Source organism: Alteromonas sp. 14N.309.X.WAT.G.H12, assembly GCF_036697315.1.
GTDB lineage: Bacteria > Pseudomonadota > Gammaproteobacteria > Enterobacterales > Alteromonadaceae > Alteromonas.
Genome location: NZ_JBAHZB010000078.1, coordinates 1 through 16,276, shown reverse-complemented (window position 1 = coordinate 16,276; position 16,276 = coordinate 1). Strand labels below are relative to the sequence as shown.

Below are 16,276 nucleotides of genomic sequence, written 5' to 3'. Positions count from 1 at the left end.
ATCGTCAGGCATATTAGTGCTGCACCATTAGATCTAAATCAAACGGTTGTAAAGAACGGTTTAAAATGATCGCTTACTTAACAACGTCCCTGTTTATTTCATTATACTAACCGGGTTTTACCGGTAAGGAGTTCCTGCATCATGCCCTGTTTAATCTGGCGAGTTTTGTCGAGGCGCTGTTGCAGTGACTGAATTTCCTCGTCCATATCGGAGAGGATATTGGCGATGGCGGTTTGTTCTTTGGGCTGGCTAGGGATAGAAATCTTGAAGCCGCTCATATCTTTATTAGTAATCTGATTGATAGTAGCGCCCATAATCTCAGAAATTTGATTTTGGATTAGAGATGATTGAAATTGATAGAATACAAAAGAGGAATTCTTTGTCCTAAATATTGACATAAATGCACCAAAAGCATTTCCTTCGGCTTCTTTATCTATAAGAGCGCACTTTCCAATTAGCTGCTTACTTCCATTTCTCACACAAACTAAAATGTCTCCCTCTTTAACTATGACTCGTTCTGGCAAATCCATATTCACAAAAACGTTATTTTTGTACTCCAGCCTTCCATTTTGGACATTCGATGAACGCAATACTAGAGTTCCTTCATCTGACACGTTATTGGGTGAATATGTAAGTCCTATAATTGGATTCCCAATATCACCTAACTCAACAACTTCCCAATCGTCCGGAATCTCGCCCAGTTCGGTTTGCTTATAGCCCTTCGGAGTGCCGTCGGGATGGTTGGCGAATTCGGGAAGGCGGGTGCGGCCGGTGAGCAGTTGCTGCATGGTTGCGGTTTTAATCGCCTGCTTTTTGGCTATCAGCTTTTCGAGCCCAGCTATCAATGCATCAACATCGGATAATACATTGGCGATGGCGTTTTGTTCTTTTTCACAAGGCACTGCACAAAGCAGCTTTTCTAAGGTTGCTTTATTTAATTTATATCTTCCAGCTCCTTGTCTGCTTATGTGACTAGTAATATCTCGATGTCTAAAAAATAAAAAGAACCATTTGGCAGACCCAATTTTTCCTTGAATAAGGTGAGCATGGTTATTTACGTTAAACTTTCCTTGAGCTAATTGGGTCTGGGGAACATCCGTAAACTTTATAAAATGATCGCCATCTTCACCAATAAGAGCGAACTCTCCCTCAACTCTGTATTCGTTTAAATAATCTTGGATTCTTGTTGGTCCGTAATAAGGATAGTTCCCTTGCATTCCTTCCCGGACTTTCGTGCTTAATGGAAATCTCAAGTTATTACATATCGAAAACGCATCACCGACAGTGTAAATTTTCCAGTTATCCGGGATTACACCAATCTCAGTCTGCTTATATCCATCTGGAACTACGAGCTTCTCCATACTCACCACTCCAGTCCCATAGTCTTCAAATGCCCTGCGACTTTATCGCTGAGTTCGTCCACGGATTGGGTGAGCGCCGGTAATGGCTCTGCATAGCGTTCTTCCAGTTGCTTAACCCGACTGGCCAACTGCTGCGTCACGCGCTCTATTTCTGCCTGTATACGGCTTTGTAGTGTTGCGAGCCATTTGTTGTCAACGATAAGCGCTTTACAGTCTTCTTCGTTGAGTTCACCGTATTGAGCCAGTACTTGGGCATCCAGTGCTTCCTGTGCGTCTTTTACGGCTTTTTTGCTGGCGGCTTCGGTTCCGAACAGCTTTTTGGCATATTTGAGCGCGGCTTTTTCGTCTTGGTCTGTGGCTACTTTTAACTGTGCGGTAACGGTGGCTTTGGTTACTTTGTCTTTATCGTTAAGCGCGTTGATGAGTAAACCCTCTTCACCAGTTTGCTCTTCAATGTAACTTTCAAGTTCCTGTGTGGCGGCATCCTGCTTGGCTTGTAATTCTTCAATGGCCTGCTGTTCGGATTTAAAATAGCGATTTACAATTAGCTGCGGTGGGATAAGTTCCATTACGTACTTGGCTCTGCCAACGATGAGATCCGGTGTTTCTTTTAGCTTTTCGCCTTTTTTGGGTACAAGTTCACGTACCTGTTTACCGGCTAACCAGCCGTCCTGTGCCAGCACGTAAACATCGTCTTGCATGGCTTCGGCCCAGTAATCCATTAAAATCTGGTAAATGTCGTATTTGCTTAGCAGCTCGGCATTCGTATAGGCAGCTAACAGCGCCTCAGAGCGGGTGTAGATCCATGTTTTGGGTTTGTCGCCTAATTGCACATTACGCAAGTCATAATCCCTCGCCCACTGTTTAAAAGGTAACAGGCTACGGGTCGCAAAATCCTTAAACTCCCGAGAGTTTAAGATGGTGGGTTTTACTTCACTCTCACCTACCAGTGCCTCGCTGTAGTTTTCCCGCAGCGGTTCAAACAGGCTGGCACGTAACGAGGGAAACACCTCCCAGTACTGATTTAATGCATCGATATCTTTATTGGGAATACCGCCTTTAAGGTGTGCCGATAAGTCATGTAAGTCTTCTGCTTCGCTACTATCGATGTAACGTGGAATATTCAGGTTGTAGTCGTTATCGGCAATTTCTGCTACCGGTACAAAACGGCTGTAGCGGTTAAGCTCGATGCGCTTATTAAAAACGTCCACAATTTTATGAATATCCTGACTACGTAGGCGGTTTTTATTACCGTCTTTCATAAAGCCTTTGCTGGCATCAACCATAAAGATGCCTTCAGCAGCATCACCGTCTTTGAGGGCTCGAGCCTGTGCGCTTTCTTTATCGATAACAATAATACAGGCCGGAATACCTGTGCCGTAAAACAGGTTGGCAGGTAAGCCTATAATGCCTTCGATATACCCTTGTTTAATCAGGTTTTCGCGGATACGGGCTTCGGCATTGCCACGGAATAATACACCGTGAGGCAGGATCACCGCCCCTTTACCCGTGCTTTTTAAGCTTTTAATAATGTGCAACAAGAAAGCGTAATCACCATTTTTCTCCGGTGGAATACCCCATATAAAGCGCTCGAATTCATCTTCATTCGGGTTTAAGCCGCTCGTCCAGCTGGCGTAAGAAAACGGCGGGTTTGCTACAGCAAAGTCAAAAGCTTTTAAGCTGCCGTTAGCTTCTCTCCAGTGTGGGCTGCCAAGGGTATTCCCTTTCCAGATTTTGGCGGTTTCGTTACCGTGCAAAATCATGTTCATGCGTGCCAGTGCGCTGGTCGCATTATCCATCTCCTGTCCGAAGATGGACAAGCCACGCGGTGCTTCGTCGCTGGCTTTTAACAACAAGGAGCCGGAGCCACAGGTGGGGTCATAAACAGTCGCATCCTGCGATGTGTCAACGGTAATACCTACAACTTGAGCTAGAATACGAGAGACTTCTGAAGGTGTATAGAACTGCCCTTTTGACTTTCCGGATTCGGTGGCAAAGTGTCGCATTAGGTATTCGTAGGCATCACCTAACAGGTCGTCGCCATCGGCGCGGTTATTAGTTAAGTTAAGGCCTTCAAAAATGCCCACCAGCTTGGTAAGGCGGTCGACCATTTCTTTGCCTTTGCCTAAACGGTCTTCATCGTTGAAATCCGCAACGTCGATAACACCTTTCAGGTCATTAGCTTCTGCCAGTACGCCGATAATTTTATTGATCTTCTCGCCGATTTCTTTATCGTTTTTAACAGCGAGCATGTCATCAAAGCTGGCTCCTTCTGGCACCTCAATCATGCCGTAGGGGTCGCCTTTGTATTTATCGGTCACGTACTTCATAAATAACATGGTGAGTACGTAGTCTTTATATTGGCTGGCATCCATACCTCCGCGCAGCTCGTCGCAGCTGGCCCAGAGAGAGGAATAAAGTTCGTTCTTTTTAATTGCCATTATTTGTCCTGATGTATTGCTTAGCGATTTATTCGTCGCTTTAATTTGTTACTGGATCACGTAGCGTTCTTTAGATAAGCGGGTAAGAACCTGCCCGAACGTGATCGGATGGCGCTCGCAGAGCGCACTTAATTCGTTGCCGTCAATGATAGTGACGTTCAGTTTACCAGCGATTTCCCGAGTTGATTTAGCCAGCTGGGTAGCGTTGGTAATAAATACCTGCTTAGTGATTTCCCGCCCCAAGTGTTGGCCATATATGGCATTAGCGTTGGATATTTCCTGCACTGCATTGTGGCCCTTATAAGCACCTTGCTTATGTTTAGCCTGAATTAATATGGCTTTGCCGGCAAAGGTTAACACACCGTCGGCACCAAAATCTGAACCGTCTTTGGTTAGCCACGCACTGTCAGCCTGATATTCACGGGCGAGTAATTCTAACGTTAGCGCTTCAAACTGCTTCCAACTTAAGCGTGGCATATCCTCAAATGTGATTATGCTGTCAGCACCAAGGCTATGCTTGTCGGAGCCCGTTGGATTAGGCATTACTTCACCCGGCGTCACTACGGCGTCTTTAAGCATGGACTTTTGCGATAGCAAGCGATGCAGGTTAACATCGAAGGATTCAAAACTGGGGTGATGCAGTATAGGCACGTAGATATTTACGTCTTTTTTCTGACCAATACGAAATACCCTGTCGGTGGCTTGTGCTTCTTTGGCGGGATTCCAGTGCCGTTCAAAGTGGATAACGTTGTTGGCCCCCACGACGGTTAAGCCAACACCGGCTGCTACCGGCGACATAATGATGACGTTAAAGCCTTCTTTGGCCTCAAAGTCGGTGATCATGGATTTACGGCTTAAGGCACCGGCTTTTTTCACTACCGCTTTGGCATCGCCGTTGATAACGTGCAGTGGCCCAAGCCCAAAGTAACTGCCCAGCGCAATACTTAAAAAACGTTGCAGGCGTTTATTTACCGCAAAGATAATGCACTTTTCGTTTCTGGACTGAATATCGGTAAGTACTTCGATGGTTTTGGCCATTTTGGCGGATTCATCGAACAGGTTTTTAATTTCACGCTTTGATGTCGGCGCGTCTAACCGGCCACCGTCTGCCAAGCGTGGATGCAGCGAGCTATCACGTAAACGCATTAACGTGGTTAGCACATGACTGTTTTCATCTTCTAACTGCGCTTCTATAGAGCCTTCGTACACCTTTTGCTGATAGGCGGTCATAATGGCATGTAGCTTAGGTTCGTATTGCCAGTCGCTTGACTCGATTCCCACCAGCATATGCTTTTGCGGTAAACCTTCGAGGTTATCTTCTTTTACGCGGCGAAGCATTAATGCCCCTACTTTTTCCCGAAGTTGACGCCCTAAAGTTGCCCTAACGGCATCGAGCTCATCTCCTGCTGCCTGCAAGATAGGTGTAATGTAGGTTTGCCTGAAGGTCTGGTAAGAATCCAGATAACCCGGACAAGCGGTATCCATTAAACACCAAAAATCGGCAAGACTATTTTCTACCGGTGTACCAGTGGCCAGTAGCTTAAACTTAGCTTTTAACCCCTTGGCGGCCCGGGTTTGCAACGCATTGGGGTTTTTAATATTTTGCGCTTCATCGAATACCGCCAAGCCCCAGTCAATTTGAGACAGGGAAAACTGATAATCACGTAGTGTTTGATAGGTAGTGATCACCAATCGGCGTGGTAAATCCAAACGATCCGGCCCATATTTTTCGCCGAATTTTAGGGAATAGCGAGGCTCGAATGAGTCTTCATCGATATTAGAAGCTTTAGTTTCGGTACTGCCATCACGAAAACGGTTTAAGTCGCCGTCTGACTGTAAAATAACGATGTCTCTGAAGGGTGATTCATGGAAGGTTTCAGCGACCTCATCCTTCCAGTTCTCCAGCAGGCTCAAGGGCGCGACGATCAGGGTTGGACGACACGTTTCATCTTCTTGCTCACATAAGCGGTAATAATGCTCTGTAGCAGAAAGCGACATAAAGGTTTTACCCAGCCCCATGTCGTCTGCCAGCAATGCACCATTAACCAGCTCTTTCTGGCGTGCCATTTCTTCAAGTCCGAGGATCCATTTCACACCCACTAGCTGGTGCGGGAACGGTGTACGTTTGTGATTCGACCAGTCGAGTTCTTCGCTGTAAAGCACATCATTGAGCGCTTCTTCAACCAGCTTTGAAGGGCTGTCCAGTTCGTCATCATTGAGAGCAATATCGATAACGATTGGGCCATCGTCGATATCAACGTCATCATCGTCATTCGGTGCGTCTGGAGAATCCGGCTCATTTTTGCCGTCATCGTCTGGCTGGTTGTTAATTTTGTCTTGCAGCTTGGTGAGGGTTTGCGCTACGTCGGCTTCACTACCGATATCGTAATTTCTGCCCTCAAAGACAACTTCGGTCGCACCTGTTGCTTTAGCATCATTGATAACTTGCTGTAGTTGCGCAAGATCTTCCTTCGTTTTAACTTCTTTGGTAACCACACTGATTGGCAGAATCTTTCCGGCTGCATGGCTTTGACCAAACCAATCGATTCCCGATTCGTCGGTTTCACCAAAGTAAGCGTGTTTAAAGCGAGTTGCCCCTTTTACCCGAAGCGCAAATCCGACATCCAAATCTACCAGTGAAGCATCTAAAAACGCCCCGGGGGCTTTTAAAAACTGTTGGACCTGCGAGCGCGGAATAGCCCGGTGACTGATAATTTCTTTGGCGGCTTGAGCAGTTTTCTCATTGAACAAAATAATCTCATTACCGACTTTCAGTGTATGATTATTTTCAGACTGCAACTGACCTAGCACCCGCTGCAGACTGTCGTGATCAGTTTTCTGCCCCATACTCGGAGTTAGTATCAAGTTGCCGTGTGCATCAAGCTCTGCTTCTACAGCAATTTTATCGGGTACATGTATATCTAGCTTATCGAAGTGGCTTAACGAAAGTTTCGCCCCCGCCTGTTGAGCTTGTTGCAAGCGATGGAGAAGCAAAAGATTGTCCGATTCACTTTTAACAGACTCAGAGTGATCAGACAGTGCTGAGAAAACCTCAAACATGGCTTTTGTTAACGTATATTGGGTGTCACCAAAGGCGAGAATGCTGCCATTCTGTTTGTACGCTGCAGTCATGCGGCCTGAAGGTGACTCTACATTGACAGAGACTTTAAAGGAATCTCCTGATGTAGTGCCTTTAATATCTACTTCGGCTTTACCATTCCATTTTGCTGGCAAATTTAATAGCTGAAAAACATCCTCATCTAACGCAGCGACAACATGATGCGGCACTATAAACCCGTTAGGGATAATTTCGGCATTGCCCTCTTCAGCGAGCATTTGTAAGGCAACATACTGCGCAGTGAGATATTCATCTGCTCCACCTGATTTAATTTTATTAAATTGATAATCAGGACAGTAAAAATCGATACTTTCATTGCTGACTTCAAAGTTAAACTTTGCACTTGAGTCTTTTACGCTGAACAAAGATGAAATCCAGTTTTTCATTACCCTACTCCATACATCCGCTTATATTTTTTATAGTCTTCTTCGCTAAGCACATCTGAAGCTTTTATTTTTACGCCCATTTGCTTTAACGTATTTACAGATTTTTGCTGCCATTTATATGTTTCCGAAGACGAATGAGCGAAATGATCAAAAGCACTACAACCTAGTGAGTACATCCTACGATTGAGGCGTCCTGTTAAGTCTTCGTATTTGATACGCTGCGTACCAAACTCTAAAACGGGGGCCGATTCGTGTAAATTTTTATAAAACCAAATCTGACAATTATGACTTCCCTCAATCATGTGCCCACGGGTTAGCTCTGCATAAATAATAGAGCGCTCACCGTCCTCGACTATAGAGTAATCAGGCACGTGCTCGGCTTTGTAATTTAAGCGAATATATCTATCGGCTTTTTTTGAAAGATAGAGTTTAGTGTGAACAATGGTGTCAGCCTCATGCATTCCTTCAAGAAAGTGCTTACGAGAAGGGAACATCCGCATCATATCGCTATCCCTCGAACTTTTTGAGTAGTCTTCCAAGGCTTCAAGAAACAGTTTTAAGTCAAGCTTTGACAACCAACTTTGCACCTTTTTACTTTGTTGCTGGTTTAACTGACTCCACCATTTAGAGTAGCGAGGGTGGCCTTTTGGTACACGAGGGTCACCAGCTATAGCAATAACAGCATTTTGCCAGCTTTCATGTACATTATGTGTAGGCGCTCTATCGATTAAAATACGTAATGCTACATGTCCTATGAGATCTTCTGAATCGTAACGACTATTTGCGACATTCGGTTTACTCACTTCCTCAAGCAAATCATGTGGTTCATTAACCGGTATACTTTTAAGCTGTTCTACAAAATAAACAGATTGTGCACGCTTTAAAAAATCACCAGAAGAGTACTCATTTAACCCCCAATGACTGACTTGTTGAGCAAAATTAACTTCTCTTTCAATGGCTTGTTTAGCAATATATGTTGGCCCATCGCTATGCAATATTTTTTCTTCACCTGCACGGCTCAATGACTTACGTTTTCGTTCAGTATGAAGCCATCTACCTACAACATCTGGCTCTTTTATTGAATCAAAGTCACTAAGAAAGAATTGGAATAGATTTTCATTAAATAGGTTACTTCCCTTTGGAATTACTGTTGATACCCTATCAAGTATTTCACTGTTAATTTCAATACGTTTTCGAAGCTCTTTCTTCCCAGTTAAAGCAATAGACAACGCTCGTACATCGAACCTGTCTTCAATTTTAAATTGATCAAAGCGATCTGTACTGAGTAAGTTTAAAAGTATTGACCATGCTCGCTCAAATTTAGGGTTGTCTGTACCTGCTTTCTTCGCAATTTCCTTGAGTTCAGCGCTCAATATTTCAAGCTTTTTTACACGCTTAATATAAATGTCGTCACTTAACGAAAACTTCATATCTTACCCCGCATGCAAACGAGCCCGCTAAACATCTTTCGCTCTCTCATAGTCTTCAAGCTTGGGTTTTTTGACCGTAAAACGAATATCAATCCTTCGATTTTTTGCTCGTTGCTCAGCGGTTTCCTCAGTCAAGTCTAGGCGCCTTGTATCAGCGTAACCGCTTACAGAAAACAATAATTGGCCATTGAAATTTTCAAGCTCACTTAATCTTGGTACTACCGGTATTTCAGTTTGCCACAGCTTCCAAATAGAAACGGCCCTATCGGCAGAAAGCCCCCAGTTTCCTTTACCTCTATAGTAAATCCCAACGCTATCGGTGTGCCCTTCTACAAATACTGTATCTAAGTACCTCCATCGCATATTGGTAGTAATTGCTTTATGCAACGCTATCCCTATTGCTTTAACTTCATCTTGTGTTTGTTCATCCTCCGGTAACGTATCTTTTGCAGACTCGAATGAAAGTGTACTTTCAGGGATTCGTAGCACTGTATCGTTCTCTACTATTTCAACATGGATGTTTTGCTTAGCAAGTTCTTCCTGAATGTCGATAAGAATGTTTCTGCGAGCTTCTTCTGCTTTTTTCAGCTCCTCAATACTTGCATCTATTTTTTCTGACTTTTGGGTTAGCTCGATGATCAGCGCTACTGCCGCTAGAATAAAAATTACTAACAATCCTGACATCAAATCTGAAAAAGACATCCAATACGGGTTTTCTTCATCGACCTTCGTGCCACCGCGATTAAATAACCTATCCATACGTTACCCCAGTTTTACTTGCATTTCGTCTACAACACTGGAGAGTGCTTTAACTGCGTTATTCATCTGCGTTGAGTACTCGTGTACTGATTGAGACCAAACTTTTAGGTGAGCGGCAGTTTGTCCATTTGCCTGTTCAGCATAGTCTTCTAACTGTTGAGTCATGTTTCTATTAAGTTTTTCAACTTCACTATTGAGCTCAGCAATAAATTGTTTTTGACTAAATTTGAGTTCAGAAAATGTTGAGCCTGCGCTTTCTATGAGTTCGTTGAGTTGAGTAGTTAACTGACCAAATCGAGATACATCGCTTAGAAGCTCTTCGCGTAAGATTTCCATCTTTTCAGCAGACATTTGATTTTGATTTGCTAAATCCGCAGTACTTTCCACAGCTTCTTTTATTGCACCAGACAACTTATTTCCAGCATCGTTAACATGAGAACTCAAAACCCGCATATTATCTGCTGAAACACGCAGTTCAGTAGAAGACTCGCGCATGGCTTGTGTAGCTTGCGCACTGGCATCTACTGATGAATTAATACTGTTTTGAAGCGTTTGTCCTTGGGCTATCAATTGTTTAACAGTAGCAACCTGATCGCTTACTGATTTTTCTACTGACCGGAGAATTTCATTAGATAGCGAGGATATCGCTTGGGTTTGCTGCTCAATCTTCAGGTTACGCGCTTGTTCCAATTCATTTGAGCGCTTTTCACGCTCATCAAAGTTTTTAGTTAGTCCGCTGAGTTGTGACTCAACAAAGCTGGTTAATGTTTCCCCTTGAGCTCTGGAATTATTTACCAGTTCGTCAATTTGCGCCCTAATTACAGAAACCAGCTCTTTTTCTCGGTCAGCTGAAGCCTGCTCTCGTGTCTCTATTTGAGAACCCATTGAGGATATTTGAGATTCGAAAAACGAAGATAATTTTTTCTGGAACTCATCACTGCGAGCTTCATATGCCCTTAAACGCTCATCTTCAATATCTTTTACTTTAGCGTCTCTTTCGTTAAAAGATTGTGTTAGGCCATTTAGCTGAGTCTGAACAAAATTCGTAAGTGTCTCGCCTTGATAACGAGAGTTTTCGATTAATTCATCTACTTGAGATTTAATAGTTTGAACAAGTTCAGTATCACGTTTTGCGGAAGCATCTTCCCTTTTTTGCATCTGAGACGACATTTCATCAACATGATTTTCAACAAATCGAGTTAACTTTTCGTGAATAGCTTCTGATTGAGATGTAAGGCCACTTACCTGATTTGATATGTCAGCAATCAAGGCTTTCTCTCTATCGCCTGATTCCGCTTGAGACTTCTGGAGCTGTTCCACAAAGTTGCTCATTGTTGTCTGCATCGAATCTACAGCAGAATTAACTCTTATCGAAACATCATCCAAAGCGTCTCGCTGTTGATTCCCTGCCCTTCCAAATCCTTCCATGAAATTTTCAAGCAAGCCTTCTAATGCTTTTTGATTACCTTCAGAAGTCGTCTCTACTAACTTATTAATTGCAGGAGCCATTATCTCAGATAGGCTATTTTCTAAACTAGACTGTATTCCCTGAGTTGCTGTTACAACGGCTTCTTGCATCCTCTCTCCAATTTGTTCAGCTAATCCTTGAAGAACTTCCCTAGACTCGTTGCTATTCTCAGAGATATTTTGGAGCTGTTCTTCGGGCCTGATCCTTGGAAAAAGCTTATCAACTATGTACTCAATGCTTCTAATCTTCTTCCTAGTGCTTTGCTCGAGCCACTTTTCCCCAAAATTAAAAATTACACTTAAAAATACCCCCCAAACAGAAGTTAAAAACGCAATTTTAGCGCCTTCTACAACACCTGCCACACCGTCTTGCATCTCGTTAACGTCGACACCTGCACCAAGCTCTAGTTGACTCAACCCTAGTTGCAAACCAATAAATGTCCCTATAACACCCAATGCCGTCAAAAAACCGGGCACAGCAGCAACTAGTCTATTTTCAGTTACTCCGCTAGCTAAAGTATGTGTGTTAAAAAAATGAGCGGCGTCTAATGTATTTCTAATTTCGATTCTGTCATTTTTTTGAACCTCAACGAGAGTTTCGTCGAATTCCATCCATAAGAAGCCTATATCCTTGTCTCTTTTTTTTGCCTCGTTTAACAAGTCTTCTCTTCTATGGGCGATATCGTCACGTTCTAGTTCATTAAGAAGTCCGTATAACCAATCTAATCGCTCTTTCGATCTAGCATATTTGTTCAAAAATACGACTGAAGCGATAAACGTAACAATCCATAGAAAAATAACAAAGAAGCTACTTAACTCGACGCTAGTCTGGGGAAAAAAAGTAAGATTTGAGAAGTCGGGGAATAACCATGAAAGTTCTATTTGCTTTTCACTTGCCACGTCTAAGTCCTTTTAATTGCTGCAATACATCTGATAGAAAACGTTTTTTAGCTTTATTTCAACGCCCACCACTATACTAAAGTATATCGCAAATATTTTTCTCTTGTAAGTCATTCACATACCGTGGCCGAATGATTTTGACAGTAAGAGGCTTCAAGGTGTTTTAAAGAGAGAAGGTTTTAATCGTAATTTGTCGATGACGGGTTAAATTGCTTTTCTGTGAGACTTTTTATTTATTACACCGAAAAACGGCTCTAGGAAACAGACAATACAGACTAGTTTTGATGCCTTACAGAAACTCAATGTTTTAAAATCACAATATTTTTTTTAACAATCCTGACATTGGATTTAAAGTATTCTGCAAGCATTAGTGTGACACGTGTCACATTTTCATAACTTCATTAAATACCTATGTTTTTCCTGTGTTATTAACAACAATTCATAATAAAAAAGAAGGAAAAATAATGCCTAACTATGAGCCTTTATCATTATCCGAAATTTGCAGTTCACTACTAGAGAGAACACACTCAACTCCCCTTCTTTTTGATAACGTTTTAAGAATCGCGGAAGAAAAGGATGATAATAGTATATTACTTGCTTGTATAACAAAGCACTTTCAAGACGATAGTATTCTAGCAATGCTAGCTCATGATGCCGCGATTCATGCGCCCCCTGAAACCGCAAAGTTTATCGTTAATGAGTGCAGTAAAAGCAAACATTTTACAGGTGTAAGAATGATCACGATTAAACACCTTATCTTTGCAGAAGAACTTGAATTACTTCCTATTTTTTTAGAAGTAATTCAACCAGCCAACTTACGGAAATACAAATGGTTAGATGATTTAGATGTGGCTTTTGGCCAGTGCTATAGCCCTACAATCGGGACTTACACACCTACTCCTCGCCAAATAGAGGTGATAAAAATAGTAGCAAAGTACTATGACCGTCCGCTTGAAAAGGAGTTTTTTGATGTTATCGACGCTATATACAAACTGAACGAAGAATCTCTTATTAGGCGTACTGATTTATCTGAGCAAGTCGTTATTGCTTTTCTCAAATACAAAAATATTAAACCACTCGCCTTCATGCAGAAGCTACCTCATAATCATCCTCACAGAATTGCTACTTTGTCGTGGATGAGCAAAGCTCTTGCAGCGACATGTTAATCTTTCTTAAAATTCACTTTTAAAGCAAAAGCGGTTGAAGAAATTGGGAGGCAAAAAAATTTACAAAGGCTTCAAAAGATCCCTTGGCTAGCCCTTCGCTTCATAGCAAACGATACTCAACTCTTCTAATCCGCTGTCGTTCGAGTGTGCATCGTGAACTCGCAAACTTTTATCTACATCATGTTTAACGCTCGTAGAGCAAATGTATTATCGGACCGGCTGCTACCAGCATATAGAAGTGAACTAGTAATCCGCATTTGTTGCTTTCTTTATCAAGAGCGTTTCCCAGATTTCCCCCCTGTACTAAAGTGCTGGCAGTGAGAAGAATTTGAACTGTTCAATCCAAAAATTTCTTTAGACCTACTTAAATGGATTCTTCTGAACGTTCTGCCATGGGAAAGTGTTATTCAGATAGCGCCTGTAGCAGTTTGTCTAATACAGGTAGTATTCGGCCCCCCACCAGCACTGGCAGGTTCGTCCAATAAAGGTAGTATTCAACGCGCATCAATATGACTTTGTATTGCATTCGGAACAGGAACGCAAATAACCGCTACCGGTTACCCTACTAATGCTCTCGAAATGCTCATTGACTGACTACAGAATGTCTGTAAAGTACAGTAAGTACACGTGGTGAGTACACAAACTGAATTTTAGAATTTGGGGTTTCGCTGAAAGCGAGGAAGAGATTGGTCGGTGTGAGAGGATTTGAACCTCCGACCCCTGACACCCCATGACAGTGCATCACTAACCAATCTCAAGTCATTGAATCATATACATATTATTTATTAGTGACCTTATAGTTGACCTTTAAAGTGACCTTAAAAGTGCCCCTATTCCATCGCATAAATTAGTAAGAAAAAAATTAAAAATTAGAACATTCGATAGTAATGCTTGTACTCCTGCACCAAGTCTTGAGACAACGTAAAGTCTCCATTGAGAGCACCAGTAACAGCCTGTTGGTATAGCTGCTTAATCTTTATATCTTGGTTCACCGCATAAGCTACCCATTCAGATAAATGCTCTATATCAGTAATGCCTAATTCATTTTCAGCATATTGAGTAAAGTCCTCATAAAGCTGTGTGGTTGCTTGTCTTACCTCACGTTCTGCTTGTTCAGGTGATACACCATAAGATTCACTAAGTTCTGCTAGTACATCAGTTGATAGCTCTACACCTGATAACACATTGGTCAATGTATCAATGGTGTTAGCTGAACCTATAGCATCTTCAATCTGAGTAGCTGTGCTCAATGCTTCAGTGCTTATATACTCAGGTGTTCCTTGTGTACCTTCTGGTTCTTCTGTTACCTCAAAGCAGTCTTCAGCATCATTCAGATAGTCATCATAGTTACCTGCATAAATTGATTTACTTAGTATTCCTGCTTCAATCAGGTGGTCTACCTGTCCAGATATACCGTTAACAGTTACTACTGTGTGTGGTTGAATATCTCGTAGTTGTACTGGTAGACCTTCGATTGTCTTAATGTCTGTTATGGCTAGGTCTTCACTAGCATGTGCTAAGTGTTCCTCTTGTTCTAACAGGTCATTAAGTTGTTGCTGAGTGGTTTCACATAGTTCACCTGTAGTTAAGTCAGTGAAGCCTAGTGAATCATCAAAGCCTTGTTGGTAATTATCTTGTTCACCATAGTTAATAGTCATGTATAAATATCTCCAATATTGTTTATTTATGAATAAAGTAAGTGACCTCCTGAGAGCTAATACAGAAGCATATTATTTACTTGTAATGGGATAACCTAGAGGCAGGCTAGAAGTCTTCTCAGAAGATCGCTTAGATCGTTTTAGGAATGTTTACTTAGTGGTTAATAGAGTGAATGCTTCAACGACAACCATATAGAACTCAACGTCTACCCACATAGCGTAGGCATAAAGGGCTTCGAGCGTTGCCCAAGTGTGGTATCTAAGTGTGCCGTCAGATTGCCGAGTTTTACCAGACTCCAATTTTGTGGTCTGGTTGAAATAATCCCTTACCTTATGCCGCCACTGGCTAGGCCGCCTGCTCTAACAGGCCGTGGAACTCGTCAAACGAATAGCTACACACTTGTCCATCTAGTATTGCAAGTGCTGACCTTATCGCTGCACTGAAATGAGCTGAGTCTTCATATATTTGTTTATGTTCTGCTGTAATATCAGGCGCATCTGACGCTTTAAATGTGTGGTATGTCTTACTAGTAATCAGCTCATTAAGTTCTTCTAGGTTAGCTCTTGCAGCATCAACAAGTTCACCTGCTGATTGACAAGGTACAGACTCAGCGTTCAGCTTTTCAAACGCTTCAACCACTGCCATTAATAGGTCACTGTCAATCCACGCTGCATAACACAGTAGACCTTTCTTAGTGCCTAGAGTTGACCAGTTCACACGTTCATCACTAATCACGTATCTAACCACCATTACATCACCAGTATCGTCTAGTTCATGCCTCTGCTTGTTACGCCATTGGCTTGGCTGCTTGTTACCTTTAAAATCATGTGGTGCGATAAATGCTCGCCATAAATCGTTGAGGTCATACATTCCGTACGATGTTGGGGATAGTGCAATGGTCTTGTTGTTGAATGTTACTGTTAATTGTTTGCTCATAAATAGATTCCTCCAATAAGTGTTTATGTGTAAGTCAGGGAGTCAGCTTTGCTTGTGGTTAAGCTGCTGCTTCAGTCGCTAAGTTATCCGCTAGTTCATTGCCATAGATACCGCTATGACCTCGAACCCACTTAATGACAACCATAGGCTTCTCTTGCTTCAGCTTGTCAATACGTTGCCAGAGGTCTTGGTTAGCTACTGGTTTCTTATTGGCATTCTTCCAGCCTTTCAGCTTCCAACCTTTCAACCACTCGTTATAGCCTTTAGCAATCATGTTATTGTCAGTGTGTATAGTGTCTTCAGGTTCTGCCAATTCGAGAGCCTTAATGATTGCCAGCATTTCACAACGTACATTTGTGGTTGTCTCTTTGCCTTCTATTGGTTCTACTCGTGCCTTGTAGGACTCTAGGACTTCACCTTGTTCATTAAGCACGACAACACCAAGGCCACCGTGTTTACATCCATTCTGATTATTAGGGGCTGCACCATCAGTAAAGATAAATCGTTGTTTATTCATGTGTTAATACCTCCTTATTGCTTAATCAGTAACTGACCTGTCAACGGTAATCTAATTTAGACCCACTTAGCGGTAAAGTAAAATTGACCCACCTTTAGCGTTTATACTTCATTTTGTTTATTGGTAACTGGGGCTA

General features: G+C 42.3%; 10 protein-coding genes. 1 reads left to right on the top strand and 9 read right to left on the bottom strand.

Going from position 1 to position 16,276, the window contains the following annotated elements:
* Nucleotides 1–101: 101 nt before the first annotated feature.
* From V5298_RS15620 to zorA, 6 genes are read right to left on the bottom strand one after another with little or no spacing between them, the layout of a single operon-like run.
* On the bottom strand, nucleotides 102–1,361 hold the full coding sequence (locus V5298_RS15620; RefSeq protein ID WP_332932376.1) for a restriction endonuclease subunit S: 1,260 nt from the start codon (nucleotides 1,359–1,361) through the stop codon (nucleotides 102–104).
* 2 nt (nucleotides 1,362–1,363) lie between these two features.
* Nucleotides 1,364–3,802 (bottom strand): type I restriction-modification system subunit M, encoded by a 2,439-nt coding sequence (locus tag V5298_RS15615; RefSeq protein ID WP_332932375.1) that lies wholly within the window; start codon nucleotides 3,800–3,802, stop codon nucleotides 1,364–1,366.
* Between the two features lie 48 nt (nucleotides 3,803–3,850).
* Nucleotides 3,851–7,306, bottom strand: coding sequence for an SNF2-related protein (locus tag V5298_RS15610; RefSeq protein WP_332932374.1), 3,456 nt, complete (start codon nucleotides 7,304–7,306; stop codon nucleotides 3,851–3,853).
* The gene (locus V5298_RS15605) at nucleotides 7,306–8,736 is read right to left on the bottom strand and encodes an EH signature domain-containing protein (RefSeq protein ID WP_332932373.1); all 1,431 of its coding nucleotides are present in this window, start codon (nucleotides 8,734–8,736) and stop codon (nucleotides 7,306–7,308) included. Before V5298_RS15605 ends, V5298_RS15610 begins: the two co-directional genes overlap by 1 nt.
* Before the next feature lie 27 nt (nucleotides 8,737–8,763).
* Complete coding sequence (locus V5298_RS15600) at nucleotides 8,764–9,495, bottom strand: OmpA/MotB family protein (protein WP_332932372.1); 732 nt, start codon at nucleotides 9,493–9,495, stop codon at nucleotides 8,764–8,766.
* 3 nt (nucleotides 9,496–9,498) lie between these two features.
* Nucleotides 9,499–11,862 carry an anti-phage ZorAB system protein ZorA gene (gene zorA / locus V5298_RS15595; protein WP_332932371.1) on the bottom strand — a complete coding sequence of 788 codons (2,364 nt, stop codon included), beginning with the start codon at nucleotides 11,860–11,862 and terminating at the stop codon, nucleotides 9,499–9,501.
* Between the two features lie 464 nt (nucleotides 11,863–12,326).
* On the opposite strand from zorA, the gene V5298_RS15590 reads away from it, so the two are divergent.
* Complete coding sequence (locus tag V5298_RS15590) at nucleotides 12,327–13,028, top strand: hypothetical protein (RefSeq protein WP_332932370.1); 702 nt, start codon at nucleotides 12,327–12,329, stop codon at nucleotides 13,026–13,028.
* A gap of 869 nt (nucleotides 13,029–13,897) precedes the next feature.
* On the opposite strand, the gene V5298_RS15585 is transcribed toward V5298_RS15590, so the two are convergent.
* From V5298_RS15585 to V5298_RS15575, 3 genes are all read right to left on the bottom strand, one after another.
* A complete protein-coding gene (locus tag V5298_RS15585; RefSeq protein WP_332932369.1) occupies nucleotides 13,898–14,686 on the bottom strand; it encodes a hypothetical protein in 789 nt (262 codons plus the stop codon).
* 346 nt (nucleotides 14,687–15,032) lie between these two features.
* Nucleotides 15,033–15,623: a hypothetical protein gene (locus tag V5298_RS15580; protein ID WP_332932368.1), complete on the bottom strand. Its 591-nt coding sequence runs from the start codon at nucleotides 15,621–15,623 to the stop codon at nucleotides 15,033–15,035.
* A gap of 58 nt (nucleotides 15,624–15,681) precedes the next feature.
* On the bottom strand, nucleotides 15,682–16,140 hold the full coding sequence (locus V5298_RS15575) for an RNase H family protein (protein WP_332932367.1): 459 nt from the start codon (nucleotides 16,138–16,140) through the stop codon (nucleotides 15,682–15,684).
* Between the last annotated feature and the right edge of the window lie 136 nt (nucleotides 16,141–16,276).

Coding starts and splice junctions, on each gene's coding strand:
- V5298_RS15610 (WP_332932374.1), bottom strand. CDS start 7,306: ATGAAAAACTGGATTTCATCTTTGTTCAGCGTAAAAGACTCAAGTGCA.
- V5298_RS15585 (WP_332932369.1), bottom strand. CDS start 14,686: ATGACTATTAACTATGGTGAACAAGATAATTACCAACAAGGCTTTGAT.
- V5298_RS15580 (WP_332932368.1), bottom strand. CDS start 15,623: ATGAGCAAACAATTAACAGTAACATTCAACAACAAGACCATTGCACTA.
- V5298_RS15620 (WP_332932376.1), bottom strand. CDS start 1,361: ATGGAGAAGCTCGTAGTTCCAGATGGATATAAGCAGACTGAGATTGGT.
- V5298_RS15590 (WP_332932370.1), top strand. CDS start 12,327: ATGCCTAACTATGAGCCTTTATCATTATCCGAAATTTGCAGTTCACTA.
- V5298_RS15600 (WP_332932372.1), bottom strand. CDS start 9,495: ATGGATAGGTTATTTAATCGCGGTGGCACGAAGGTCGATGAAGAAAAC.
- V5298_RS15615 (WP_332932375.1), bottom strand. CDS start 3,802: ATGGCAATTAAAAAGAACGAACTTTATTCCTCTCTCTGGGCCAGCTGC.
- V5298_RS15575 (WP_332932367.1), bottom strand. CDS start 16,140: ATGAATAAACAACGATTTATCTTTACTGATGGTGCAGCCCCTAATAAT.
- V5298_RS15605 (WP_332932373.1), bottom strand. CDS start 8,736: ATGAAGTTTTCGTTAAGTGACGACATTTATATTAAGCGTGTAAAAAAG.